Origin of the sequence: uncultured Eudoraea sp., from assembly GCF_947490415.1 — a bacterium.
Taxonomy (GTDB): Bacteria; Bacteroidota; Bacteroidia; order Flavobacteriales; family Flavobacteriaceae; genus Eudoraea.
The window spans coordinates 242,811-268,799 of the sequence record NZ_CANLGX010000001.1 but is presented as its reverse complement, the minus strand read 5'-3'; the positions used below and the strand labels follow the sequence as shown (position 1 = coordinate 268,799).

At 37.1% G+C, this 25,989-nt stretch carries 19 protein-coding genes; 2 read left to right on the top strand and 17 right to left on the bottom strand.

The window, feature by feature from the left end; genetic code table 11:
* Positions 1–87 precede the first annotated feature (87 nt).
* Entirely contained in the window at positions 88–765 is a 678-nt protein-coding gene (locus Q0874_RS01115; protein ID WP_299158275.1) for a potassium channel family protein, read from the top strand.
* Between the two features lie 32 nt (positions 766–797).
* Here Q0874_RS01115 and Q0874_RS01110 read toward each other — a convergent pair whose 3' ends face one another.
* Together Q0874_RS01110 and Q0874_RS01105 are read right to left on the bottom strand one after the other, a co-directional pair.
* A complete protein-coding gene (locus Q0874_RS01110) occupies positions 798–1,919 on the bottom strand; it encodes a BamA/TamA family outer membrane protein (RefSeq protein ID WP_299158272.1) in 1,122 nt (373 codons plus the stop codon).
* Entirely contained in the window at positions 1,919–2,602 is a 684-nt protein-coding gene (locus Q0874_RS01105; RefSeq protein WP_299158269.1) for an autotransporter outer membrane beta-barrel domain-containing protein, read from the bottom strand. The genes Q0874_RS01110 and Q0874_RS01105 overlap by 1 nt, the downstream gene beginning before the upstream one ends.
* 203 nt (positions 2,603–2,805) lie before the next feature.
* Here Q0874_RS01105 and Q0874_RS01100 point away from each other — a divergent pair, with 203 nt between their 5' ends.
* Positions 2,806–3,456 (top strand): outer membrane beta-barrel protein, encoded by a 651-nt coding sequence (locus tag Q0874_RS01100; RefSeq protein WP_299158266.1) that lies wholly within the window; start codon positions 2,806–2,808, stop codon positions 3,454–3,456.
* A gap of 8 nt (positions 3,457–3,464) precedes the next feature.
* Here Q0874_RS01100 and Q0874_RS01095 read toward each other — a convergent pair whose 3' ends face one another.
* The 15 genes from Q0874_RS01095 to Q0874_RS01025 form a co-directional block, all read right to left on the bottom strand.
* Positions 3,465–4,343 (bottom strand): transporter, encoded by an 879-nt coding sequence (locus Q0874_RS01095; protein WP_299158263.1) that lies wholly within the window; start codon positions 4,341–4,343, stop codon positions 3,465–3,467.
* A 78-nt stretch (positions 4,344–4,421) separates the two neighbouring features.
* Positions 4,422–4,982 (bottom strand): DUF4136 domain-containing protein, encoded by a 561-nt coding sequence (locus Q0874_RS01090; RefSeq protein ID WP_299158260.1) that lies wholly within the window; start codon positions 4,980–4,982, stop codon positions 4,422–4,424.
* 1 nt (position 4,983) lies between these two features.
* Positions 4,984–5,394, bottom strand: coding sequence for a hypothetical protein (locus tag Q0874_RS01085; RefSeq protein WP_299158257.1), 411 nt, complete (start codon positions 5,392–5,394; stop codon positions 4,984–4,986).
* 205 nt (positions 5,395–5,599) lie between these two features.
* Positions 5,600–6,649: a hypothetical protein gene (locus tag Q0874_RS01080; protein ID WP_299158254.1), complete on the bottom strand. Its 1,050-nt coding sequence runs from the start codon at positions 6,647–6,649 to the stop codon at positions 5,600–5,602.
* A 4-nt stretch (positions 6,650–6,653) separates the two neighbouring features.
* On the bottom strand, positions 6,654–7,292 hold the full coding sequence (locus Q0874_RS01075; RefSeq protein ID WP_299158252.1) for a porin family protein: 639 nt from the start codon (positions 7,290–7,292) through the stop codon (positions 6,654–6,656).
* A gap of 163 nt (positions 7,293–7,455) precedes the next feature.
* A complete protein-coding gene (locus Q0874_RS01070; protein ID WP_299158249.1) occupies positions 7,456–8,001 on the bottom strand; it encodes a lipid-binding SYLF domain-containing protein in 546 nt (181 codons plus the stop codon).
* A 95-nt stretch (positions 8,002–8,096) separates the two neighbouring features.
* Positions 8,097–8,945, bottom strand: coding sequence for a hypothetical protein (locus Q0874_RS01065; protein WP_299158247.1), 849 nt, complete (start codon positions 8,943–8,945; stop codon positions 8,097–8,099).
* A complete protein-coding gene (locus Q0874_RS01060) occupies positions 8,938–9,837 on the bottom strand; it encodes a GyrI-like domain-containing protein (protein ID WP_299158245.1) in 900 nt (299 codons plus the stop codon). Before Q0874_RS01060 ends, Q0874_RS01065 begins: the two co-directional genes overlap by 8 nt.
* 4 nt (positions 9,838–9,841) lie before the next feature.
* Entirely contained in the window at positions 9,842–11,188 is a 1,347-nt protein-coding gene (locus Q0874_RS01055) for a vanadium-dependent haloperoxidase (RefSeq protein ID WP_299158244.1), read from the bottom strand.
* Between the two features lie 2 nt (positions 11,189–11,190).
* Positions 11,191–14,445 carry a VCBS repeat-containing protein gene (locus Q0874_RS01050; RefSeq protein WP_299158242.1) on the bottom strand — a complete coding sequence of 1,085 codons (3,255 nt, stop codon included), beginning with the start codon at positions 14,443–14,445 and terminating at the stop codon, positions 11,191–11,193.
* A complete protein-coding gene (locus Q0874_RS01045; protein WP_299158239.1) occupies positions 14,438–17,797 on the bottom strand; it encodes a VCBS repeat-containing protein in 3,360 nt (1,119 codons plus the stop codon). Before Q0874_RS01045 ends, Q0874_RS01050 begins: the two co-directional genes overlap by 8 nt.
* Positions 17,798–17,802: 5 nt before the next feature.
* Entirely contained in the window at positions 17,803–21,108 is a 3,306-nt protein-coding gene (locus Q0874_RS01040; protein WP_299158236.1) for a VCBS repeat-containing protein, read from the bottom strand.
* Positions 21,109–21,302: 194 nt separating this feature from the next.
* Positions 21,303–22,955, bottom strand: coding sequence for a sodium/sugar symporter (locus tag Q0874_RS01035; RefSeq protein ID WP_299158233.1), 1,653 nt, complete (start codon positions 22,953–22,955; stop codon positions 21,303–21,305).
* 105 nt (positions 22,956–23,060) lie between these two features.
* On the bottom strand, positions 23,061–24,386 hold the full coding sequence (xylA, locus tag Q0874_RS01030; protein WP_299158230.1) for a xylose isomerase: 1,326 nt from the start codon (positions 24,384–24,386) through the stop codon (positions 23,061–23,063).
* 1 nt (position 24,387) lies between these two features.
* Positions 24,388–25,872 (bottom strand): FGGY family carbohydrate kinase, encoded by a 1,485-nt coding sequence (locus Q0874_RS01025; RefSeq protein WP_299158227.1) that lies wholly within the window; start codon positions 25,870–25,872, stop codon positions 24,388–24,390.
* Positions 25,873–25,989: the final 117 nt, after the last annotated feature.

Sequence of the window (25,989 nt, the reverse complement as noted above, 5' to 3'; positions counted from 1 at the left end):
CACAAATACATATCCTTCCCTAACTTTTGGAACATTTCATAAAGGTTTATTTAAATGAATACCTTTTAATTAAGAATTAGTAGAATAATGAAACGTTTATTTGATTTATACCCATACAGATTTACCATATTTCTTGTCAGCCTTTTGTTTATACTTTTCGGAACACTTTTCATACCCTCCAAATTATTTGTTGTTTTTGTTAACCCTTTATTTTTTATCGTAAATATACTGGCAGGTATTCTATTAATTTGGAAGAAAAAGAAAGTAAAAAACCTCTTTGTTTTCTTATTTTTCACAATCATTTTCATCTACATACTTTCCTCTCTTTTAACTATAGATGAAAAATCATTGACTTATATACGATTTGGCATTTTATTTTTATTTTATTCCATTGTAACTTATGAGATTATTACCCAGGTTTGGAAAAGTAAGAAGGTGACCAGAGGAGTAATATTTGGCCTTATGAGTGGTTATATTAGTTTAGGTATTGTAGGATTTTTTATTTGCATGTCTGTTGAGATTATAGAACCTGATTCTTTTTCTGGCCTGGTCAGTCAGCAGTTGAATAATGAGGGAAACGGGGATGATTTAATGTATTACAGCTTCATTACACTTTTAACAATAGGGTATGGGGATATATTACCTGTATCCCAGCTTGCTCGCAATGCTTCAGTGATTATAGGACTTCTGGGACAATTTTATCTTGTTATAGTTACTGCTGTGGTTGTAGAAAAGTATATCAGGCACAGTGGTAAGTTGGAATGAAAAGCAGTAGAACCTGTACTTGAGAAATTTATTTAAAAAGCTTCATTAACACCGAAGTAAATACCATTTTGGCCATCTAGCCCTCTCGCGTAATCTAGCCTAAGCCAGGTGCTCTTATCTTTAATAAGCTTAAAACGTATTCCCCCACCAACACTAGGTTTCATGTTATCAAAGCTAAAAAGATCACCGCCAAGGTCATTTACACTGCCAAACAATCCGAAACCGGCTAAAGTCCATCGTTCTTTAAATCGCCATCTATATTCTGCTTGAATAATATACATGTGCTTGTCAATAAACCTGCCATTGAAATAACCTCGGGCATTTTTACTGCCGCCATAACTGGCCATACCCTGGAATGGGACATCACCAAAATTATTTTCTACATAAATGCGAAACGCCAAGATACTTTTTTTTGCTAACGGTTGATACGTTCTTAAATCTAAAATAAACTTATTAAAAGCATGGGTCGCCCCAAAGAGTTCACTTGAAAATCGCGCTGCTAAACTCAGATAATTACCAGATTGGGGTGCGCCAATATCATCTCTGGAGTCCAAATTAAATATGGCACCCAGTCCACTTATCACTGCGCCTTCACTGCCAGGTATAGTCCCGGAATCTAAAATGCCACCTTCCAGAACTTCAGTGATCTGATAATTTGCATAATTAACAGACAATCCAAAATTTAAATTTGGGGGTAATCTTTTATATAGGCTTATATCAAATTTATTAGTGGTTTGGTTATAGGATTCTTTATTTATTTCTGGGGTTGAAGGTCCAATGCCCCAAAAAGAATTTGGGAAAACCCTATAGGTGTAAAACATATCAATAAAATAATCTCCTTGTCCCAGATAGATTTGTGGGGTAGCTTCAAATATAAATTGACTCTCTGAAGTATAGATTGCACTAAAGAAAATATTGGACAAACGTTGATTGTATTCATTGGTTTTATTAAGCAGAAAAAGCTGGCCACCCCCTCCAAATCCAAATTTGGTTTCCGGGGTATAAAAGACAATGGGTAATGCCACAAACTGAAGACTTTTGCCTTTTCTAATGGTATCAGATTGAATAAAGCCATCTTCATTGTTACGCTGTGCATACACTGTCGAAGACAGTAAAACAATAAGCAGGCTTATGTATAAAATATGCTTTTTCATCAGAAGAAAAAATCGTCAAGAATTACACCAAATCCGAAAGTAAATGAAATATTACTAATGGTAATATTTTCTGTGCCAATCATATCCCCCGTTTCGTTAAAAGTATCTGCACCAATCCAGGCATATTGAAGATTAAAACCAATGTTTAAGGATATTAAATCCCGAATAACATATGAATATCCTAAACTAACCAGAGTGCCAAATCCATTTCCTTCAGATTCTTCTCTAAAATCGGGAATTTCATTTATGGTGGCAAGACTGCGATAGAGAACAAAACCTGGGGAAACATTCAAAAATAGTGAACCATCTTTATTATTTGTAAAATACCGGGCAAATTGAGGACCAATATATAAAGACTCACCAACAGTATTTATGTCGCCTCTCGCTTCCTGCTTCTCCCCCTGAAAAGTAACCCCAAAAAACCATCTGTCTTTAAAGAATTTGCCTGTTGACAGGTTTATTCCAAACTCATTGGATATTGTTTTGTCTTTGGTTGATTTTAATTCATAACTGGAGCTGCTAATACTTCCGGACAAAGAAGTTAACCAACGTCCTTTGCGGAAAGGTGTAAGTACAGAGGCTACAGTGTCTGAGGGAACTGTATTTTGAGAATATACCAAAGTACCACTGAAAGCCACGCACAGAAACACAAACACTTTGAAAAATGCGATGAATTTCTGCATTGCTTTTAATTAAACCAGGTTATTAACGTAATATATAAATTTACGCAAAATCCCTCTAAACTTCCTTGTCTACACTAGTATTTATTCTTGTCGACACTAGTATTTATTTTAGAATTGAAAATATAGATAATCACTGTATATTTGCCCGAAATATTTTGCTCCAAAACTATAAAAAAAAGAAAACCCAGTTAACACAAACCAATATGAGGCAATTAAAAATAATTCAATTAGTAATTTTTCTAACCTTATCTGCTTTTGTATTTCAGGCACAAGCGCAGCGCATAGATTTATCATTAGATTATGGGTATCAATTTGGCACTAAATTAAATTACGGATCCAATTATTTAAAGGCATCAGACGGTGGATTTTTTAGAGGGATTGCCGGTTTTGAAGTAAACAATGGTGTTATGCTTGAATTAACGTATATGAAAATGGACACAGAACTATTTATCAGAGATTTTGTGATAAGTCCTGCAGAAGATCGTTTGTCCGATTTAGCCATGGATTGGATTCATCTGGGTAGTTCCAGGTATTTTGATACGTCTAGTGATATGACGCCTTTTTTTGGGGTGAGTGCGGGAGTTGTCGTATTTACACCTAAAAATGAGAATACGGCAGTGATCAATAGAAGTTTAAGTTCCACTACTGAATTTTCATTTGCTATTAAAGGCGGAGTCATATTTAATGTAAGTGATGTGGTTGGGATTAAAATACAAGGAGACCTTATGTTTCCTGTTTCGTGGGGAGGTCTTTATGTTGCCGGAGGCCCCGGAGGTATTGGTGGCGGTGTTGCAGTATCAGGTACAACTCTTATGGGTGGAGTTAGCGGAGGTTTGGTTTTTACCTTTGATTAACAGGCACCTTATTTAAAGACTACTGTCCAAACCAATAGAAGACTATTGGTGGTGGAGCCCACATCCCTTTGAGCTTTTGAATAGACATATGCCAGTTTAAGACCCTGGCTTCCGGCAAAACTGCTTCCAATAGAGGCGGCACCTATAAAGTTGGCTCTTTGATCATTATTAAATTGCTTGTTCACCACAGAAGATGCTCCTTGGTTATATCCGGCACTTATTGAAGCCCAAAAGCGTTTGTCAAATTGCCTTATCAGATGGGTCTGTAATGCAAAAAGAGACTTTTGTTTTAATTCTCCACCATTAAAAAAGTCATTATTAGTGGAATAAATGACTAGAGAGCCTGTAAGTTCATATGACCAGGGCCCCCAATAATGAACCATTCCTATCTGTGGTCTTATGACGAAACGGTTACCCCCCAGATTTATTAATTTATCATTAAAGTATTGCCCAAAAGGCAGGGATACGGCCAAAGAAACACCAAAGGTTGTGAAAACCGGGTGGGTAGCCAGGTATTCTTGAAATTCCTTAGGCCCTGAGGGTGGTGGTCCTGTTAAATTTAATGATAATCTTACTCTTGGATCCGCGAAACCAGTTCTGCTAACACTCGTGGCGACACCATTTAAAAGACCTTCCCATCGTGAAAAAGTAAAAGGCAGTAATACGTCTACCCGAGCCAATTTATTTCCCAATCTAAAGGGTCGTACATATGAAGCAACCAAGCCGTTACCGCGATAAGTCACATCTTCTGCCCCTATGACCGGATCAAAAAAGACATCCCCGAAAGTATAAGCATACCCTGCACCTATCACATTTAGACCTAAAGGTATTGACGCCCATCTGCGAGGTTCTACATCCTGTGTAAAGCCCTGCTGCAGATAAAGCATAACGCAGCACGATAAAATACATTTAAGAATTAATGGTTTTTTATTCACCATATGTCATGAGCTAGTTTAAATATATTTTTACTTCTTTATCTTAACCGGATATTTGTTAAACATTTTTTTAACCGCTTTTGTGATCCTAATTTTATTTTTATCCATTGATTCTGAAATCATTCCCTTGGATACGGCCTGCCAGATCATTTTGTTATTTTCACTTTCAACAACATCCAGGATCACGGTTCCTGCGTTATAGTTTTGAACTACAATTTCTTGTGATTCCCAATGGTAATTTCGCTCTCCCATATATCTTGGAGCATCTCTAATATCAGTTTGCCTTGTCTTTTGTTCTGCAGAAATCACAACCCCAATATTGAGGATTAAATCGGGATTTGCTTTGACTTTTTCATAACCCCTTGCATCCATTTGACTGTCAATCTCCGTAATTAAAAAATTTAAGGCCTCTTTTCTGGGTTCAAATTCGGGAATAGTTGCAACATTAAGACCATATACCTGATAGGTTTTATATTTTTTAAAATCTACCTTGGAAGCTTTATTATAGGAAACCAGGAGTTGGGACATTCCTAAGAAAGGAATTGCACAAAAAAGGAAAACAACACTTAATTTTTTAAATAGTAATCCCATATTAGTCATTTGTTATTCCCCATCTCCTATAGGCCGACCTTAGAAATTCACCATAAATTTCTTTATGTATTTCAAATTGCTCCGGAGTGAGTAAATCTTCTAACTCTTTATCCTGTTTGGCTAATAAACTGTTTAATTCCTTTTTAAATCGCTCCTCTGAATACTCTTTATCCATATCATCTAAGCGCGAAATTTTAGCTATATAATAAACAATAATACTGCTGTATTGACTCATTTCCTCTTCATTGAGGTCCATTCTTTTCACTTCATCATGAAACCAGAGTTGAAGGTTGTCCTTTTCTTCTGATGAAAAAATTTGAACCTTTCTTTCTTCTTTGCTGAGCTCCTGTGCCTTTATATTGGAGAATATAAGAAGGCCAGTAATGCATAAAACTAGTTTAATTCGAGTCATAGAAAATTGGTTTTAGAGAATTTTTTAGGGTATAATGATCAATGCAAAATTCGTTAGATACGCGTATAATTCTTGTTGCCAGTCGCTAAGGGGATTAATTTCGACTTAACGATCACAAAAATAAACATATAAAAGAATTGAATAACAGTTATTATATTTTAAAACTAAAATATATAACGCATAGTAGCCGATCTTGTTTTATTTTCTAAAGTAAAAATCTCCAGTTTACGGAAAGAAGTAAAGATTTTCTATCACCTATAACGCCACCTTCTGCTCTGAACATCCAATTCTTGTTAAGTTGATATTGAGCTCCTATTACTCCATTCCATGGCTCCTTTACCTTCTTTGCAAGGCTATAACGAACAATGGCATCGCCATCGGCAGCACCGATACGTTCAAAAATAGGGGTTAGGACCTCGTTAGCTATTTCTATTTTTCTTGCATCAATAGGGTTATTAGGATTGAGGGAATTTAACCATTCAAAATAATTGGCTTCTATCTCCTGTGCGCGTTCAAAAACCTCTGGGGGTAAGGCATCTTTTAATTGGATAGCCCCAACTGTTTCAGAGCCGAGGGTTACCTTCATAGCACCTATCCACACTCCAAAATTTCTATAGGGTTTATCATCCTGCACAAAATTATGGCCAACCCTTACTCCAAAGGTTTTAACTGTTACCGGATCATCCAACAATTCTGGTTTACTCCAACTGATATTGGCGTCGACAGCAATCCAGACAGGGCCGATTCCTCCGGCAGCCGTCGCACCAAAACCATAGGTGGTAAGTCTTTGATCTACCACAGATCTTAATTCTGTGGGAATAGTTAAGTTAACCTCCGTTCTGGAAGACCCTAAGCCAAAAAGGCCATATATATTTAAAAAGGGAAATACCCAGATATCGGGTCTAAACAACACGGTGTTCGCTTCTGAATAATTATTGCCGAATTTAATAAAGTCTACCTCGGTAAGGGGTATGTCTGTATTGTCTGTTTTTAATCCTAAGGAAATATTATCAATCAATAAACCTTGCCTTACCCAGACAAAATTGATCATAGCGCCTGTAGGATAGGGTATATCAAATCCCTTTTTATAGGCTTTTTGTCCCCAAATGGGTAGTACGTTATCATATTTTACCTGTTTTAGACTATCTGTATAAGCCTGATGCTTTGAACGTACTTTGGTCGTCGCATATTGAGCGGAAACAGTATTTATTCCCAATAAGACGAAGAATAGAAAAAAGATTTTTAATGGCTGCATTTTTTTATTCTTTTTTTAGAGCATTTTCTTTTTCTAATGCCTTTTGTTTCCTTAATTCCTGACTTTTTTTTACGCCAATAGGAATATTACATTTTAAAAATAACGAACTGTTTTTAGGACCACTTATATCTTTGTAAACATTGGTAAAACCGTAATAATATTTTAGGCCTAAAGTAATACCCGCTGCTCGGTCAGAGAGTCGGTAACCAGCGCCAAATGTTACCCCTGCTCCTAATCGATTAATAGCGTCCTTATTATTTTGTCTTGTGCGTACATCAATATCACCATCTTCAGCATTAAACTCAACAAAAGCTTTATACATTAGATTGAATTGTGGCCCTGCCTCAAGATAAATTTTGTTTTTAAAACGATATTTAAAAAGGGCAGGAACCATAAAATAGCTGATTTTTTGGCTATAATCGCCTTCTTCATCCTGTAAAGTAATTCCTAGAAGAGAGAGATCCTCTGTGCTTAATTCTGCGGCTCCCATTCTGCCTTTTACCAATACTCCGGTATCCAGATACCATTGGTTTTTTAACCTGATGTCAAAGTAAAAACCCAGGTTAAATTCTGAAAGACTTTTTCCATTGTTTAGGTCCGAAATTTCAGACCAATTATATCCCCCTTCAAGACCAAACTCCAAATCTGGTGAATTTAGTTTATCTCCAAAAACTGCCGCAATAAGGACTTGAGAATAACCACACCACACATTAAAGAGTAGTATTAAAAAAATATAATAATATTTATTTTTCGTATATATATTAATAAGATCTTTTTAAGGTTTGTTGACCATCTGAAGTCAAGTTTTAATAAGGATCGAAAGTAAACTTCTGCCCACCTACAGAGGCCTCATACATCAAACCTCCTTTAACGCGGGTAAATATGGCCACACCATCCTGGTATGGAGCCACGGCAGCGGCACCTTCTGTAATGGCTACAGCAGAAGCTTGAGCGTCAAATTTAAACTTACCTCCGGTAAAACGGTCGTAAGCTCCTTTGTCTTCAAAGAATATTAATTCACTATACTGCTGACCTCCAGCCTGAAGCCCAAAGGAAGCTTGTCCAAGTTTTGATTCTCCTGTAGCTTTACCCCCTTGATATACTATGCCTTTCCCTCCGGCTCCTCCAAATCCTAAGCCAGCTTTGGTGATTTTTGGAAATATGGCATATCCATAAGCCTTGGAAAAATAGCTATCAAGTTTGGGCGCATCCTTTTTCATTTCAGAAATTGCCTCTTTACAGTCGCTATCCAACTCAGGATTCCAACCCGCCTGAGAATAGGTTGTTGAAGAAATAATTAATGACAGAAATAAAGTAAAAATTGGTAATTTAATTGAGTGTGAAGTTTTCATAGAAAAACTATTTTTTAACATTTATAGAAGGTCAAGATATAAATTTAATTAGTTAAAGCCCAACAATTTAAATAGAAAAAAAACGGCAAAGATCCTTAGAAGCTAAATGAATATAAATTTCTCCCCGTTTTATTTAATTGCTCATCTGAAAGCAGCAATGTTTTATTATTTAAGAAAGAAATTGATTCCAGTTGTGTTCTAATACCCAGATCAATTGTTTTAAGGTCCCCTTCGAAAAAATTTGAAAGATCAAAATTGGTGAATAGCCATAATTTACCATAGCCCAACAGCGCGATAGTTTTGCCGTCCGGGGAAATATCCGCTGCTGTTATTTTACAGGCAGAAATATCCGTGCAGGGAATGAATTCTCCGAGGTAATTGGCTTTATAGTTCCCTTTTTTTGATGGAATTCTGTATATCCGGGCATTTCCATTAAAGGGTTGGGATCTGTTTTTTGTGATAAGATAGAGGCTGTCTTTAGCATAAAAAATTGCCTCCGTGTCGTATAACAATTTACTTTTTTTAGGAGGGAATTTTTTTTGATCTGGAAAATTGAATGCTATTTGTTCTGCTTCAATCTTATCTCCTTTTTCTTTACCGGGATCTGGAATTTTATAGATAACCAGGTCCTTCCTCTTATTTGCGTTATTTCCTGTATCGGCTATATAAACATTACCATCTTTATCCTTAGCCAAATCCTCCCAATCTTTGTTTTTGGCATTTTTTACTTCAAGTTCCTTTATGATCTTTCCCTTATTAGTTATCTGATATATTTTGTCCTGGTTACCACCGTCATTTACTAGCCATACGGTTGAATCTTTTCCAATTGCCATTCCTGAATTTTCATCCAGTTTTTTAGGGAGTTTAGTGATGTAAGTAAGTTGACCATAGTTGGCACAACTTGTCAAAAAGCTAAATATTAAGATGGCAACATATCTAGTCATCTACATTTATTAAAGGAAAATAAATCTCAGCTTTCCAATTAAGCGCATCATCACCCATATTAGGGTTATTATGAAAAACTTCTACAGGCAGACCTGTAACTTCAATATCATTTTTATCGGCATAATCCAAAAGAGCATACCAGGCTCTGTCGGAAGTTATATAATTGCCATTATAAACAGCCATAAGTGCATCTCTTGAATTGAACTGTTTATACTTCAGATCCGGATGCTGAGGCAATGAATCCGATTTAATAATCGGATAACAAAAATCAAATTGTATACTGTCTGTTTCCTTGTCCCATTGTGTGACCTCTAAAAATGGTCTTCCATTTAACTCAATCCCGTTATTAGCGAGGATAGTATTTAGTAGAGGATAATTGTACATCATACCCTTTGCTTTTCCAAATTGAGTGGTCTTCACAGAAACATACGCACAATACGTTGACGACAATTCACTCTTACCGGTTATTTTAACCCTGAATTTATCTATATGTTCATTTAGTTTTTCATTAAAATCTTTAACCGTGCTTACGGTTCTCTTTTCAAAATCTGTATTGAAAAATGGAATTGCAATTTTGTTTTTAAAACTATGATCAAGATCCTTTACATAAACCTTTACCTTCGAAGTAGAGTCCGTTAGTGGAATAATATCCCATTGATATAAATATGTAGAATCGTTGAATTTTATATTTTGTTCCAGGTGAGTTAGACCTTCCTGATTCACTAATTGGGCATCTTTCAGAGTAGAATTCCAAATTTTTAGTGATTGATTAATGGTTCCGGGAAACGTTCTGGCTTTAAAAGATACCACATAATCATAGGGTTTTATAAACAAATACCATACAAGGCCTGCAAGTAAGAGCACCCCTAAAACTAAAATGACTTTTTTCATATAACTAATTGGAAACTAAATTGGGGTTCTTGGTCATAGTAAGATTTTCTAATACGAACTTGCCTAAATCTCTTCCTTGCTTTACACCAACTGCAACGGCTTTTCTGTAATGAATTCCTCCGTACATTCTGCTAATTGCCGCTTCATCTGCAGCTTCATTAAATGAATTAAAACTTCTGGTAGGCAGTCCATAGGGAACTTCAGTATCATCATCAAAGGTAAAATTGTCACCAAAAATATCAGTAAGTGCGGTTGCAGCTGCTCCGGAAACTACACTATGCCCACTGGTGTACTCCGGAAATGGAGGGGTTTGTAATACAGGCTTCCAGTTTTCGTCAATATGTTCGTTGATCAGAGTTTCAGGCCGGATAAGGTTACTTCTGTACTTCTCATCCCAACAGCTAATAAAAGCATCGGCTATGGCCATGGATGTTTTAGTATAGGCGTATACGGTTTTGTTAAAATCACTATTTGTGTTTTTGGCAGCTATTTTAACTATACCAATCCAGTGGGCTCCGGGAGAAATTTTCTTAGTCGCGAACATCAAATGACCACGCGTTACGGAAACATATGGATTGCAATCCCAAAACTGTGCTATGGCAATTTCTTCAGAGGCATCTCCCTTTTCAGTAATTTCCAGGCTAATGTCATAAACTTCTTTTACTTCTTTGTAAAATTCAGAACCTTCTTCCATAGAAAAAGGAGGGGGAGGAGTGGGGATAAACTGGTTTGATGAATCTATCACAAAAGGACGTATCTTATTCCAATGCGGCTCTATCCCATCCATATAAGCCGGCGGGGTGGGTTGCCATCTTGAGGGGTCATCCGTATCAACTGTAAACTTAGGCATTGTTCTTGTTTGATTATAATTATCGCCATTCATCCATTTTGCAATATGCTCGGCAACCTGCTTTCCATACTCCTTGGAGGCATTAAATTCTCTTGCATTTTGAGATTCCCAGACCGTATACAGACTATCTCTAAAGCTTGCCAGTTTATCCTCAGAAAATATTACTCTGCTACTTACATCCATATGAGCTATTAAGGCGGCTAAGGAATAATTCACCGGTTTTGATGCATCTGGTTTGGGGATAGCTGTTAGTTCGTGAACCTGGCCTTCCAGGGAAAGGTAATTTTCATCATTTAGCGCTATTATTTCATAGGCGGCAATATTTGGATAGGCGTAGATTCTACTGGCAACAGGTGGAGAAAAAATATCATGGATCATAATCTCTGTAACCTGGTTTATGGCCATATGCAGTTCATTTGGAGTAACAACAATGGGTTCTTCGTTCTTATTGCAGGCCACAAGAGCTCCTATTGCCAGCAAAATTACTAATGTCTTCTTCATTTTCAGTTTTGTTTTATTAATGCATAAACGCGGGCCTTCTCGTTATTGAAGGTTGCCAGTAAATAAGGTTGGTTGTTTAAAGTAATTATATTAAGATGACGTGTTGATTTTTGTGAAAGATCCAGCCCCATCTTATGTCCCAAAATTACGTCATTTTTGCTTTTTATCATAGCCCCGGGAAATGAACCAAAACGTCCATGGTAAGGTTTAACCCCAAAATAATTGCCTGCGGCCAAAACTTCTTCGATTCCATCCTGATCAAAATCGAAAGCAAGAAAATCCATGATAGGGGCCAACTGTAAATCCATTTCAAATGGCACAAAGGTAAACTTACCATTTTTATTCTCGAGGTATCCTGATCTCAATTCAGATACGTTTAAAACAGTTGCGTTAGCCAGTGTTTTTTTATCAAATATCTGCTCCATGGTTTTGCCCGCAAAATCACGGTAATTGGTAAATTTTTTACGTAACGCTACTATTTGTCCGGCAATACCATCTAATCCTTCAAGTGGAAAATATTTTCCGTTTTTAGGAATAGCAACAATAGTTTCGGTACTTCCGTTATCATCAAAATCTGAATAATACATCCTTAGGGGGAAGTCTTCAGATGCCCTGAACTTATTATTTACTCCCCAATTTCCCAATAGATAATCCTTGTCACCATCCCCATCAATATCAAAAACCGTAACACTTTGCCAAAGGCCATTTATTTCCTTGTCTAATACTTTCTTTTCAACAAGTTCACCATTGATATTGGCAAAAAATTTAGGAGACATCCATTCGCCTACCACGATGAGATCCTGAAGACCGTCTCCATTAAAATCCTCCCACAAGGCATCTGTAATCATCCCTGCATTTTGTAATCCTTTGTTATTTTCAATGGTAAATTGGCCATTATTATTTTTCAGAAGATACGAAAGAGGAATTTTGCCAAAGTCATTGGATACTGCCTGGTTGCCAACAAAAATGTCCAGGTCCCCATCACTATCAAAGTCATTGACTTCTATTACGGAAGCATTCTCAAAATATTCAGGAAGTACGGCGGTTTCAAAAACGGAATCGTTTTGAACATAATAAGTATCTAACAAAGGGGTCATTTTATTATAGAAATCAGCACCCCCGGAACCCAAAAATAAATCAGCTTTGCCATTGGAAGTAAAATCCGCAATAACGGCTGCAACATCTTCTTTTATGCTATCTCTGAAAATTTCAGGGATTATTTCTTCCATATACAAAGAGTCTGTCTGTAAAAAGATTCTGGAAGGAATAAATTTGGAGCCTCCAAAGAAAATGTCAGCTTTACCATCATTATTAATATCTCCAATTGCCGTTGCCGGCCCCCTGTCGGATATTTGATAGGGGATAAGTTTTTGTCTGTTGAAATCCACATAATTATCTTCCTTATGTGTAAAGTTGATCCCAAGATTATCTTGAACCTCTTTAAAGATTTGAATCTTTAAAGGCTGAAGCGATCCATAATCAAAAGGGCTTGTATTTTCTGGTGAAATACTTATTGTTTGATTGGTATTTACGTTTTTTAGATTCTGAAATTGGCCATCAGGCCAGATTATTTTTAGAGAATCTATCGTCTTGGATTTACCATAACCAAAATGAATTATAGGTTCCGAAGATGATTGAAATCCCCTGACAGGGTATAATTCCTTATATTGCAGAATACCATTATGGTACGAGAACAATTTAGTTCCAATACCAAATGAATTCAGAGATGAATACTTTAGCTTAATTTTCAGGTAGTTGTTATTCCCATCCGTTTTATTGATATATATACTGGCAGGGCTATTTATATTATTGGTTACAAGATCCAGATCTCCGTCATTGTCAAAATCCGCTACCGCGGTAGCCCCGGAAATAAGCGTGTCATTAACAATCCATGATCCTGATTTGTCCTCGAATAATAGATCAGATGTTCCTTTAAACAGGTAGTTATGCACCTTAGCCGAAGGCATCATATTAAGAGCCTGTTGATCTACCAGTTTTGTGTTGTTAATCTTTTTCTTAATCTGGTCGTTGGACGCAAAATTTATAAAATCGAGATCATTGGGGCGTTTAGGGATACCGTTGGATATGAATAAATCTTGTTCCCCATCCTGGTCATAATCTCCAAAAAGTCCGCTCCAACTCCAGTCTGTAGCAGCAATACCGCTGTATAAAGCTATTTCAGCGAAGCTACTTCCCGGTTGGTTTAAATGCAGCATATTTCTTGTAAACTGGTAGTGGTAACCAAACTTTTCGATTCTTAATTTCTGCGTTTGAATATTGTCATCTCCTTCTGAAGATTTAAGAACGGTTTCATCTTCGGGAAGCATATCTAAAGACAGAATATCCGGCCATCCGTCATGATTAATATCTGCAACATCTGTACCCATAGAGAATCTGGTGGTATGCCCAAAATACTTCTTAATACCTTCAGTAAAGGTCCCGTCACCATTATTCAGGTAATAGTAATCATCTTCATGAAAATCATTGCCCACGTAGATATCCGGGTATCCATCCTGATTAAAATCCGAAACGGCAACGCTCAGGCCATATCCATTTACACCACCATAGATGCCAGCCTCTTCACTTACATCAATGAATTTTCCATTTTCATTTCGAAGTAACCTGTCTCCGGTCTGGTAATTCCTTTTATATCGAAGATCTGCCTTACCAAAAGATTCCTGAGTATGTACCGCATGATTTAGAAGGTAGATATCCAGATCACCATCAAGGTCATAATCTAAAAATGTAGCCGAAGAACTAAAAGAATCAAAATCCAGACCATATTCCTCAGCGCTTTCTACAAAAGTTGAATCTCCCTGATTGATAAAAAGTTCGTTGTAACCGTCAAAACCGTTAATCCCAACCACAGCACATACATAGATATCCAATAGGCCGTCACCATTCACATCACCCATTACGGTTCCTGTATTCCAGGTGCTATTGCCAGCCACACCCGCTTGTTCTGTAATATCTTCAAATTTGAGTCCTCCTTTGTTCAGATATAGTTTATTCTTAACCATATTTCCGGAGAAGAAGATATCTGCAAGGCCGTCGTTATTAATGTCACCTGTGCTTACACCCCCGCCATTATAGAAATACAGGTAATCCAATATGTTGAGATCGTCTGTTTCTGTAAGTGTATTTTCAAACAACAATCCCGTTTCTTTGGGAGTTGGATTATAAAATAACTCACCTTCCTTGGAACCACAACCTATCACTATTAAAATTAAAAGAATACCTATTAGAAATTTATTCATTGAGTTCAAATATCTTAGGTTTTTTCTCATTGATAGCAACGATAATAAAAGTCTTTCCCGTTTTATCTTTAAACTGCTTCAAATGCTTAATCTCGTCCCGTATAAAGAAACCACTGGTATCATAGTCCTGCCATTCAAAGCCCAATGCACCATCGCCTAGCAGAACATTACCGTAATTGGCATCTAATCTGGAATACTGCGGTTTAAATTCAAAATCATTACCTCCCATTATCAGGTCTAAATTACCATCGCTATTTACATCTGCACATGTAATACCGCAAATACAAGACAATTGACTCCTTGAGGGAAGTTTTATTACCGTAAAATTGCCGTCACCTTCATTAACGGCAATAATGGATTCTGAGATGACCGATTTTTTCATAATTGAGTTCTCTATAATTTGTACAGGGAATAACTCAGATATGGTTTTTTTGGAATATTCAGAAGCCTTTAAGTTTTGCTTTTTTAATGCTACCATTTGAGTGGTTAAATCCTTTTTCTGATGATGAGGATAGTCCTTCCCATCAATATTCTGGGTAACTATCTGTTCAATGGTACCATTTTCATCAAAATCATTAACCCACATCTTCATTGGTCTATCCATAGCAGGCCTATAGTGGAGGTTAGCTCCCTGATTGCCTAAGATCAGATCGTTATCTCCATCTTTATCTATATCCACGGCTTCTACTACATTCCACCATCCATGAAGGCTATCGAGCATGGAAGCCTTCCTGGACAAGCGTCGGCCCGAATTATTAAAAATCTTCGGAGTACCCCAATCCGCCACAATAATCAGATCTTTTTTAGAATCCCCATCCATATCTGCCCAAACGGCGTCTGTAATCATTCCGGCATCTTTAAGGTCATAGGCATTTCTTTCTGTTACATTTTCAAAAGTGCCATCACCCTTATTTTCCAATAACAAATGATCTGGATCAATTCCATAAGTACCTACTACACTTCTGGAGCCTATAAATAGATCAGTATCACCATCATTATCATAGTCTAAAGGAGCTATGATCGAAATATTCGTGAAAGTTGAAGGAAGTTTTTCTGAGGACTTTACAAAAGTGCCTTTACCATTATTTAAATATAGTCGTGCCCTATAGTTTTTTTCTTCACCAACCTGATTCCCACCTGAACCAACAATAAGATCTAAATCCGAATCCCCGTCAGCATCAAAAAAAGCGGCAGCCGTATCTTCATATTCGGCATCTTTTTCTAACGAGTTTTGATTTGTAACTTTTAACATTCCATTTCCACTATGTTGGTAGACAATCCCAGACTCATTTTTAGCTCCTCCGATAAAGACATCCTCGTTGCCATCTCCATTAATATCACCTACAGCAAGGGCCGGCCCTTCCTGTGACAGTTTCTTATAGATAAGGCCTTCATAATCAAAATCATTATATACATTCTCTTTATGAGCAATAAGTTGATTATTTGGGATTTCTTTTAATAATGTAGATTTCTTTTCTTTAATAATAGGGGTATATACCTCCTCGGCATCAGAATGTTTAATGGTTAAGAATTGATTAGCAACAACGTTTTCTAACTTTACCGTTTTATCGTCAGGCCAAATAACCCTCAGAGAATCAATGGTTTTGAATTTGCCTAAACCTATGGTCATTACATGGTCCATAGAAGATTGAAACCCCCTGGAGGGCACTAATTCTTGTAATATTATATTTTTGTCATAGTAAAGCATCACTGTTGTTCCAACAGCAAATTTATTCTCTTTTGCACCTTCAAATTTTAGTTTTATATAGTTGTTTTCCGTGAGCGAAGTAGCATTGTTTTCATAAACAAAGGACTCCATATTGACATTATTGACCACAATATCCAGATCCCCGTCATTGTCGAGATCTCCATATGCAGCACCATTGGATAAACTGGGTATTTCGAATCCCCAATCTTTATTAGCATTCGAAAATGTTAGATCTCCATTATTTTTATAGGCATAATTGGGTTGGGGTCGGATAGGCATTTTATTGATGATAGAATCTATAGACTCTTTCTTCCCGGTAAGCACCATTTTCTGAATGATTTCATTGGCAAAAAAATCGTTAAAGTCCAGGTCCGTAAGATCGTGATTCATGCCATTGGTAATATAAATATCCCTAAGTCCGTCATTGTCCATATCAAAAAGAAGTCCGGCCCAACTCCAATCTGTGGCATCTACTCCGCTGAAATAGGCAATTTCTGAAAACGATCCGTTCCCGTTATTTAGCTGAAGTGTGTTTTGAATGTACTGTTGATAAAAGTCCTTGCTTTGTTTTAATTTATAAATATTGTAACCCTCAAATTCCATAACCGACTTTACCCTATGATCAGGTTCCGGAAGCATATCTGTGATAAAAATATCGGCGTTACCGTCATTATTAATATCCGAGATGTCAATACCCATTGCGGATAAAGAGAGATGGGAAGTCCAATCTTTGATCTCCTCATTAAAAGTACCATCCTGATTGTTAATGTATAGATAATCCCGTTCATAAAAATCATTAGACACGTAGATATCCGGATACAGGTCTTTATTGATATCAGTAATCATAACCCCTAATCCGAATCCAATCAGACTTCCATAGATCCCTGCTTCTTCACTTACATCAACAAATTTTCCATTATCATTCCTCAAAAGCATATCTCCAACACCCTTAAAAATATCGGGGACACCTTCCCAGTCCTGAGCTCTGGTATTTCTTTGTTCTGCATAACCCAAACTACTTACAGGAATGTTGCTATTGTTGAGGATATATGCATCCAGATCCCCATCTTTATCATAATCAAAGAACGAGGCATGGGTAGAAAACCCTGTTTTGGCCAAATTATAATCCGAGGCCATTTCAGTAAAAGTGAGGTCACCATTATTTATATAAAGGTCATTATCATGATTATTTGCCTTCATATTACCCGCGTTACTCACATAGATGTCGAGCAACCCATCCTGGTTTATATCAACCATAACAACTCCCGTAGACCACGGTTTGGATCCTTTAACTCCGGCTTTTTCTGAGATATCTTCAAATTTTAAACCGCCTTTATTGAGGTAAAGTCTGTTGGAAACCATATTGCCGGTCATATAAATATCGGCCAATCCATCATTGTTGATATCCCCAATGGCTACTCCGCCGCCATTATAGAAATTTCTATATTTAAAGATGTTGAAGTTTTTTTGATTTTCAACTTTGTTAAGGAAGTCAATGCCCGTTTGCTCCGAAGGCAGAAGTGTAAAGAGTGTTTTTTGAATATTTGTATCATCCTTAGAATTTTCCTTTTCTGAATTACACGATATGGTAATTGAAAGTAAAAGTATAAGACCTGCTATTCTTTTTAATCCTGATATTATCATATAGTTTATTCGTTATTTTTTGCCAAAATAATAGGAGAATCATTATTAATGGTTACAATGTAGTAGTCACGTCCTGCTATAGTAATATTTTTAAGATCTCTTGCCGGTCCCGGAACATCGAAATTCTGCTGGTTAACCTTTACAAAACCTCCTTTTTGATCATTTTGCAAAATTACGCCATGCAAGGCATCCATCCTACCTAATTGGGTGCTAATTTCATAATTATTACCTACAATTAACATATCCTGAAACCCATCTTTGTTAAAGTCATCAACGGCTATGGCCTTTATAGAAGAGGCCTGTGCAATAGGTGGTAATAGCTTCTTTTTAAATGTGCCATTACCATCGTTTTCAAAATAACAGCTAGCTAATTCATATGCATACATTTTACTGGCCTTACTTAATTTGCTGGCAGTAAAAAGATCTTCCAGGCTGGCCTTTGCAAAATTCCTATATGAGAGGTATTCTTTATTTAAATAAGGCATTTGCTTTACCAACTCATCCTTGGATGCAAACGGGGTTTCTTTATCCTTATGGAAGTAGGTAACAATAGGATCTACAGTACCGTTTTCATCAAAATCAAAGCTATAGAGTGATACCGGGAATTGTTTAGATGCTTTTAATTTAGTATTCAGACCCCAATTTCCACAGACCAAGTCTGTATCTCCATCATTATCAAAATCGTCCGCTATAATGGTATTCCACCAACCATTGGTAAAATCGAGGCCATTGTTATTTTGCAATTTCAATTTAGTGCCATCATTCATAAAAACAGATACAGGCATCCAATAACCAACGACCAAAAGGTCTTTGTATCCATTATCGTCGATATCTCTCCATAGTAAGTCCTTGACAAGCCCCATTTTTTGAAATTCCGGAGCTTTTTCTGCAGTTACATCTTCAAAATTACCTTTGCCATCATTTTTAAGTAAATATTGATTTGGAATAGCCCCAAATATCAAAGGTAGCTGGTCTGAAGCTATAGTTATATCTAAATCCCCATCATTATCAAAATCGGAGGCAGTGACCATTGAGGCGTTAAGTTGAATATTCCTAAATGCCATAGAATCTATTTTAAAGGTACCTTTATTATTCAGGTATAGCCTTGGCTGAAGGGGTTTGCCATTTTTAAATTCATTACCGCCACTAACAACCAATAAATCATCATATTGATCTCCGTTGGCATCAAAAAATACATGAGACACATCTTCGCTTATGGCATCCGGCGCAAAAACAGCTTCCTGAACACTAATAAATTTACCTAAACTATCCTGTAAAAAGAGTGCGGAAGCTTGCCCCTTAGCACCACTAATGAATAGATCATCTCTGGTATCCTTGTTAAAATCGCATACAGAAATGGCAGGACCTTCATTTGTATTTGCAAAGGGCACCAGGGGATCTCTGTTGAATTCAAGAGTTGCAGGATCCTGATGCCTAAAATCTAATGTTTCAGAAGTGTTGACAAGGAAACTTTTATTTTTGGATAAGGGTTTTTTGTAAAAATTACCACGGGCAAATTGTTCGTCGATTACCAGGTCCTGATTTGATTTAACAGACCTTATTGTTTGGTACTTCCCATCAGGCCATATTACCCTTATGGAATCTATTAAAGTAACTTGGCCAACACCCAGATGAATTTTATTGGAAACAGCCGATAAATATCCTTTGTTTACAAAATTTTCTTGTTTCAAAATTCCATATGCCGTATAAGCCATCACTTTGGCACCAATACCAAACCTATTTTTCATTTCTCCATTTAAGGAGATCGTAATGTAATTGCTATCCTTATTTAAATCCGACTTATTTTCCAGAAGATAGGCCTCTTCATTAAGGTTATTAACCACAAGGTCCAGATCTCCATCATTATCCAGGTCTGAATAAACACAGCCATTACTGAATGAAGCTTCTTCATGATACCATTCTTTAGTAACATTTTTAAAAGAAAGATTTTTGTCATTCCTAAAGAGATAGTTTGCAGCTTTCTTTTCGGGTAATTCCTTAATAAAAGCCATATCAGTTTGGGACATTCCTGCACTTATTCTTTTTTGAATATTCTCATTGGCTATGTAACTTATAAAATCCATATCATTCGTAGCCCCTTTAATGCCATTGGATATGTAAATATCTTTATAACCATCATTGTCATAATCTGCAGTGAGAACCCCCCATGACCATTCTGTAGCAGAAATCCCGCTTAAGTTTCCTATTTCACTAAAATTTTCAGTACCTAGGTTTAGGTGTAGGGTATTTTGCATATACTGAGGGGCGTATCCATTTTTTAAATAGTATTGGTAGGTTGGAAATGAATACTCTAATCCGGATGTTTTATAAGTTTCCAAATCTTCCGGGAGCATATCTAAAGAAAGGATATCGGTTAATCCATCATTGTTTACATCAGCCAGGTCGTTACCCATTGAGTAATGCGTAGTATGCCCCAGGCGTCTGTTATCTGATGAAATAAGTTCTTTAAAGGTTCCATCCCTTTGGTTTATATACAAATAATCATTTTCAAAAAAATCATTACCTACATAAATATCAGGATATCCATCGTCATTAATATCACTAACTCCGAGTCCTAAACCATATCCAATTTTACCCTGGAAAATACCAGCTTCTTTTGAAACATCTTTATACATTCCATCATCATTCCTATAGAGACGATCACCGGAAAGTGAGTCTATTTCTAAACGTTGCGATCCTTTACCATAAGTTCTGTTGGGATGCACGGAATGATTTAAGAGATACATATCCAGATCCCCATCCAGATCAAAATCAAGAAATGCAGCCTGAGTTGAAAGCCCACTAAAATCAAGGCCATAGGAAGATGCCTCTTCGGTAAATTTTGGAATGCCCTCTTCATTAGCGCCTTTGTTTATAAAAAGCAGGTTTCTGCCTTTCATTCCCTGGTAATTGGCGACTTTACAAACATAAATGTCAAGTAAACCATCATGGTTAATATCTACATGCGTAGCTCCTGTCGTCCAGTTTCCGGGATTATGAATATTAGCCACTTTGGTGACATCTTCAAATTTTAAGCCTCCTCTGTTAATGTACAGTTTGTCTTCACCCTGATTGGCCGTAAAATAAAGATCTACCAGTCCATCATTATTAAAATCCGCCGAAACGACCCCGGCTCCATTGTAGTAATACAGATAGTTAAGAATATTAAGTTCTGGGGTGTCTATTAGCTGGTTTTTAAAATAAATTCCGGAATGAGCAGAGGTAACTTTGTTAAACAGTTTCTCCTTCTTTTCGTCACAAGCACCTAAAAGTACAATTATGCTTAAAGAAAGTCCTAAGATCCTTTTCATTTATGCTCCAAAATAGGACGGCAAGATAATGAAACCAGCAGAAATAAGAATGTATTCCGAGTTAATGTTATACTAAGTATCATGTTAAAAATGAGGTTGTTGCCAGAGCCTAACAATTAACTAATAATCATAATAAGAAAAAAGAAGGATTGATGATTTTCAATCCTTCTTTTTATTTTATTTACTACAAGGCATTAATTCCAAAAGAGCGCATAAAGCATTGCAATGATTAACATCACGGCGAATGCCCCAATGTTGAACTTTGGACTCGTTTTGAAAAGATCTTTGGTAAAAGGAATGCCTTTAGGATCATCTGCGCCCTTATTTTGTGATAAACTAACAATAACAATGACCAACATGGTCAGAAGTGCGGTGTACCCCATTTGATCTAAAAACGGGACATCCAGAAAAAAGGAACTTGTAGACCAGCCATTAGGCGCAATCTTGAAGTAGAGGGCTATTGGGATCGAAACAAGGGCACCAATAATAGCGGCTTTGTTCGTAGTTTTTTTCCAGAACAAGCCCAGTATGAAAACTGCTAATATACCAGGACTCACCAAACCGGTGTACTCCTGAATAAATTGGAAGGCCTGATCAATTCCACCTAATAAAGGAGCCATGATACATGCAATTACCAATGCGACTCCAGCTGACAGGCGACCAACATTTACAGTTGTCTTGTCTGATGCGTTTTTGTTGATATATTGCCTGTAGATATCCATTGTAAAAATGGTGGATGTAGAATTTAACATCGACGCCAGAGACGAAACAATAGCGGCAGATAGTGCTGCAAAAGCCACTCCTTTAAGCCCGACAGGCAGGAATTGCAGTAACCAGGGGTATGCCCTGTCTGCCTGTTCCAGCGAAGGCAAATTCTGCATGCCTATATCGCCTAATCTGGCCATAGTTTCCGGATCATTAATCATTACATAGGCCGCAATACCAGGAACCACAACTATTACTGGAATAACAAGTTTCAAAACTGCAGCTAAAATAATTCCCTTTTGTGATTCTCTAAGTGATTTCGCAGCCAGTGTTCGTTGTATTATATACTGATTAAAACCCCAATAATATAAATTGGCAACCCATAGTCCGCCAACTAAAACACCGATACCCGGCAAATTATCGTATTCCGGGTTGGATTTGTCCAATATCATAACAAATTTCTCAGGGACTGTATCGTAAACAATTTTGAGACCTTCTATAACTCCTTGCCCGTCTGAGACTGTATTTAGTGCTAAATATGATGTCACTAAACCGCCAAAGACCAGAAATATAACCTGAATTACATCGGTCCATGCAACAGCGGAAAGGCCCCCATAAAGGGAATAGGCAGCTGCGAACAAAGACAGCCCAATTACACCATAAACCATGGGAATCCCCATTATGGTTTCCAATGCAAGTGAACCTAAGTATAATACAGATGCGAGGTTTACAAAAACGTAGAGCGCAATCCAGAATACCGCTAAGATGGTCTTTAAATTCGTAGAAAACCTTTGCTCTACAAATTCCGGAATCGTATACAGCCCTTTTTCAATGAAAATAGGCAGGAAGTATTTACCTACTATAAGCAAAGTAATAGCTGCCATCCATTCATAAGAGGCAATTGCCAGGCCAACGGCAAAACCTGAACCTGACATCCCGATAAACTGTTCTGCTGAAATATTGGCCGCGATTAAGGACGCGCCAATTGCCCACCATGGCAATGATTTACTTGCCAGAAAATAATCTTCAGCATTTTTCTGATGCCCTTTTTTATCTCTTGAAACCCATAGACCTACTCCTAAAATCAGGAAGGCATAGGCTATAAAAATAAAATAATCCCAAAATCCGAAAGATGATGTCATAATTAGTTTGGTTGGTGGTTTAATAAATGCTAATTGTTGAATTTAGGTAAAATTCTTCTTTAATTAAAAAAATGCCATATTATTTATTAGGTTTTAACTTTATGGCTATAGGTATTGGTTAACTATATTTTCAAACAATTCCTGTTTGCCGCTCTGCAATTCCAATTCACCATTTGACTTTGCAATTTCATACAGATCTATCAAATCTAATTTCCCAAGTTCATAATCCTTTCCTTTACCTGAATCAAAGGACTGGTAACGCTTTTTTCTCAATTCATTATAGGGGGAAGAAGTCATAATCTTGTCGGCAATAAGCAGTGCTCTTGCAAAGGTATCTGCGCCACCAATATGAGCATAAAATACATCGTCCAGATCAGTGGAATTTCGTCTTATTTTAGCATCAAAATTAATTCCACCCCCTTGCAATCCTCCTGCTTTAAGAAATGTTAGCATGGCTTCTGTAACTTCAGTAATATTATTAGGGAATTGGTCTGTGTCCCAACCATTTTGATAGTCACCCCGATTTGCATCAATACTGCCCAGCATGCCATGAGCGGCGGCAACTTCCATTTCGTGTTGCATGGTGTGACTGGCCAGGGTAGCGTGGTTAACTTCAAGATTCAGTTTAAAATCATCCTGTAAGCCATGCTGATGCAGAAAGCCAACTACCGTTGCGGCGTCAAAGTCATATTGATGCTTCATAGGTTCCATGGGTTTAGGTTCTATAAAGAAAGTTCCCTTAAAACCTTGTTTTCTGGCATAATCTCTTGCTGTTGCCAAAAAACGGCCCATATGGTCTAATTCCCGCTTCATGTCTGTATTTAATAAAGACATATACCCTTCGCGACCTCCCCAAAAAACGTAATTTTCGCCATCGAGAGCCATAGTAGCATCCAGAGCTAGTTTTATCTGTCCACCTGCTCTGGCCAATACATTAAAATCCGGATTGGTAGAGGCGCCATTCATATATCTGGGATTCGAAAAACAATTGGCGGTCCCCCATAAAAGTTTTACTCCTGAAGCCGCTTTTTTTTCTTTAATATAGTCGACAATGGCTGAAAGCCTCCTCTCAGATTCTGAAAATGAGTTCCCTTCTCTTACCAGATCAAAATCATGGAAACAGAAATAGTCAAACCCCATTTTTGTTATAAATTCGAAGGCAGCATCGGCCTTTGCTTTAGCTGCATCTAAAGGGTCACTAAAATTATCCCAGGGAAAATTTTGTGTACCCGGGCCAAAAGGATCTGCCCCTACACCACAGAAGGTATGCCAGTAAGCCACAGCAAATCTTAAGTGGTCTCGCATGGTTTTACCGGCTATAAGCTGTTCCGGATTATAGTATTTAAATGCCAGCGGATTATCAGATTCTCTGCCTTCAAAGGGTATTTCGCCTATTCCTTTATAAAATTCCTTGTTGCCAATAAGTGCCATATTAATTGTTTTTTAATTTTAATTCCAGTTCATTTTTCCAGAGTTCATAAGCCATTTTATATTCCTCTTTTTCAGAGGAGGGTGAGTAACTCATAATATAATCATTATCCATAATTTGTTTCCCGAAAGCAGCATAGTTTCCATTATGTAGCTGACAGGCACGAGCAGCACCAATAGCACCGGTGGTGTTATAAATTTCAATTTCCTGATTTATTAAACTAGCTATGGTATTTGAAAAAATAGCAGACCTGAATAAATTATCATTACCTGCTCTGATTACTTTGGCTTTGATGCCATCTGCCCTTAATATTTCCATCCCGTAAACAAAAGAAAAAGCAATTCCTTCAAGAGCAGCCCTGCAAAGATGTGCCTTAGAATGAATATTTAAGTTTATATTTCCTATTTGTGCTCCTAAATCTTTATTGTTTAGCATTCGTTCCGGGCCATTGCCAAAAGGTAAAATAATAACTCCTTCAGAACCAATAGGCACTCTAGCAGCTAACTCATTCATTTCCTGGTAGGAAGTAATTTTTAAATTATTCAATAGCCATCTGTACATAATTCCTGCCCCATTTACACATAGCAATTTACCAATACGCATCTTTTCGGGGGAATAATTTACATGGGCAAAATTATTTACGCGTGAACTTTCTTTAACAGACAGATTATCAGTAATTGCATAAACCACACCGGAGGTACCTCCGGTTGCTGCTACTTCACCCGGATTAAATACGTTTAATGAGAGGGCATTATTGGGTTGATCACCGGCGCGGTAAAGAATAGGAGTGCCTTCTGCCAGACCAGTTTCCAAAGCTCCTTTGGCAGTAATGTGACCCTGATCTGAAAAAGTAGCTACAATTTCAGGGATAAGCACTTCATTTACTCCATAATAGTCTAAAAGCCAACTGGCAATTTCTTCTTTTTTAAAATCCCAAAATATACCTTCCGAAAGACCAGAAATGGTGGTATTTATTTCCCCGCTTAACTTGTAAGCGATATAGTCGCCAGGGAGCATGGCTTTAAAGCCATTTTTATAAAGATCGGGTTCATTTTCCTTTACCCATTTTAATTTAGACGCTGTAAAATTTGCAGGGGAATTTAAAAGTTTTTCTGCACAGGTATCGTGGCCCAGATCATCAAATGCTGTTCTTCCAATATCAACAGCTCTTCCATCGCACCATATAATTGATTTTCTTAAAGGAATACCATCCTTATCGACTAAAACAAGGCCGTGCATTTGGTAAGAGATGCCAACTCCTTTTATTTGATCTGGAGAAACTTTAGTTTCTTTCAGTATTTGTTTTGTGGCATTACAAAGATGTGTCCACCAATCATCAGGATCTTGTTCTGCCCACCCTTTTTTAACGGAGAGCATATTCATTTCCTTTTTAGGTTCACTTATTACGGCCAGGCTTTTACCGGAGGTTATCTCTACTAAAGCTACTTTTATTGAAGAACTTCCAAGATCATAGCCTAAAGTGTACATATTTTTGGATAGTTTTTTGACACGGTAAGATATTATTTTTATGGCTATATGCCAAGGTATTAAAAATAAAAAACCCTGATCTTAAGATCAGGGTTTTTTTAAAAATAAACTTAAAGA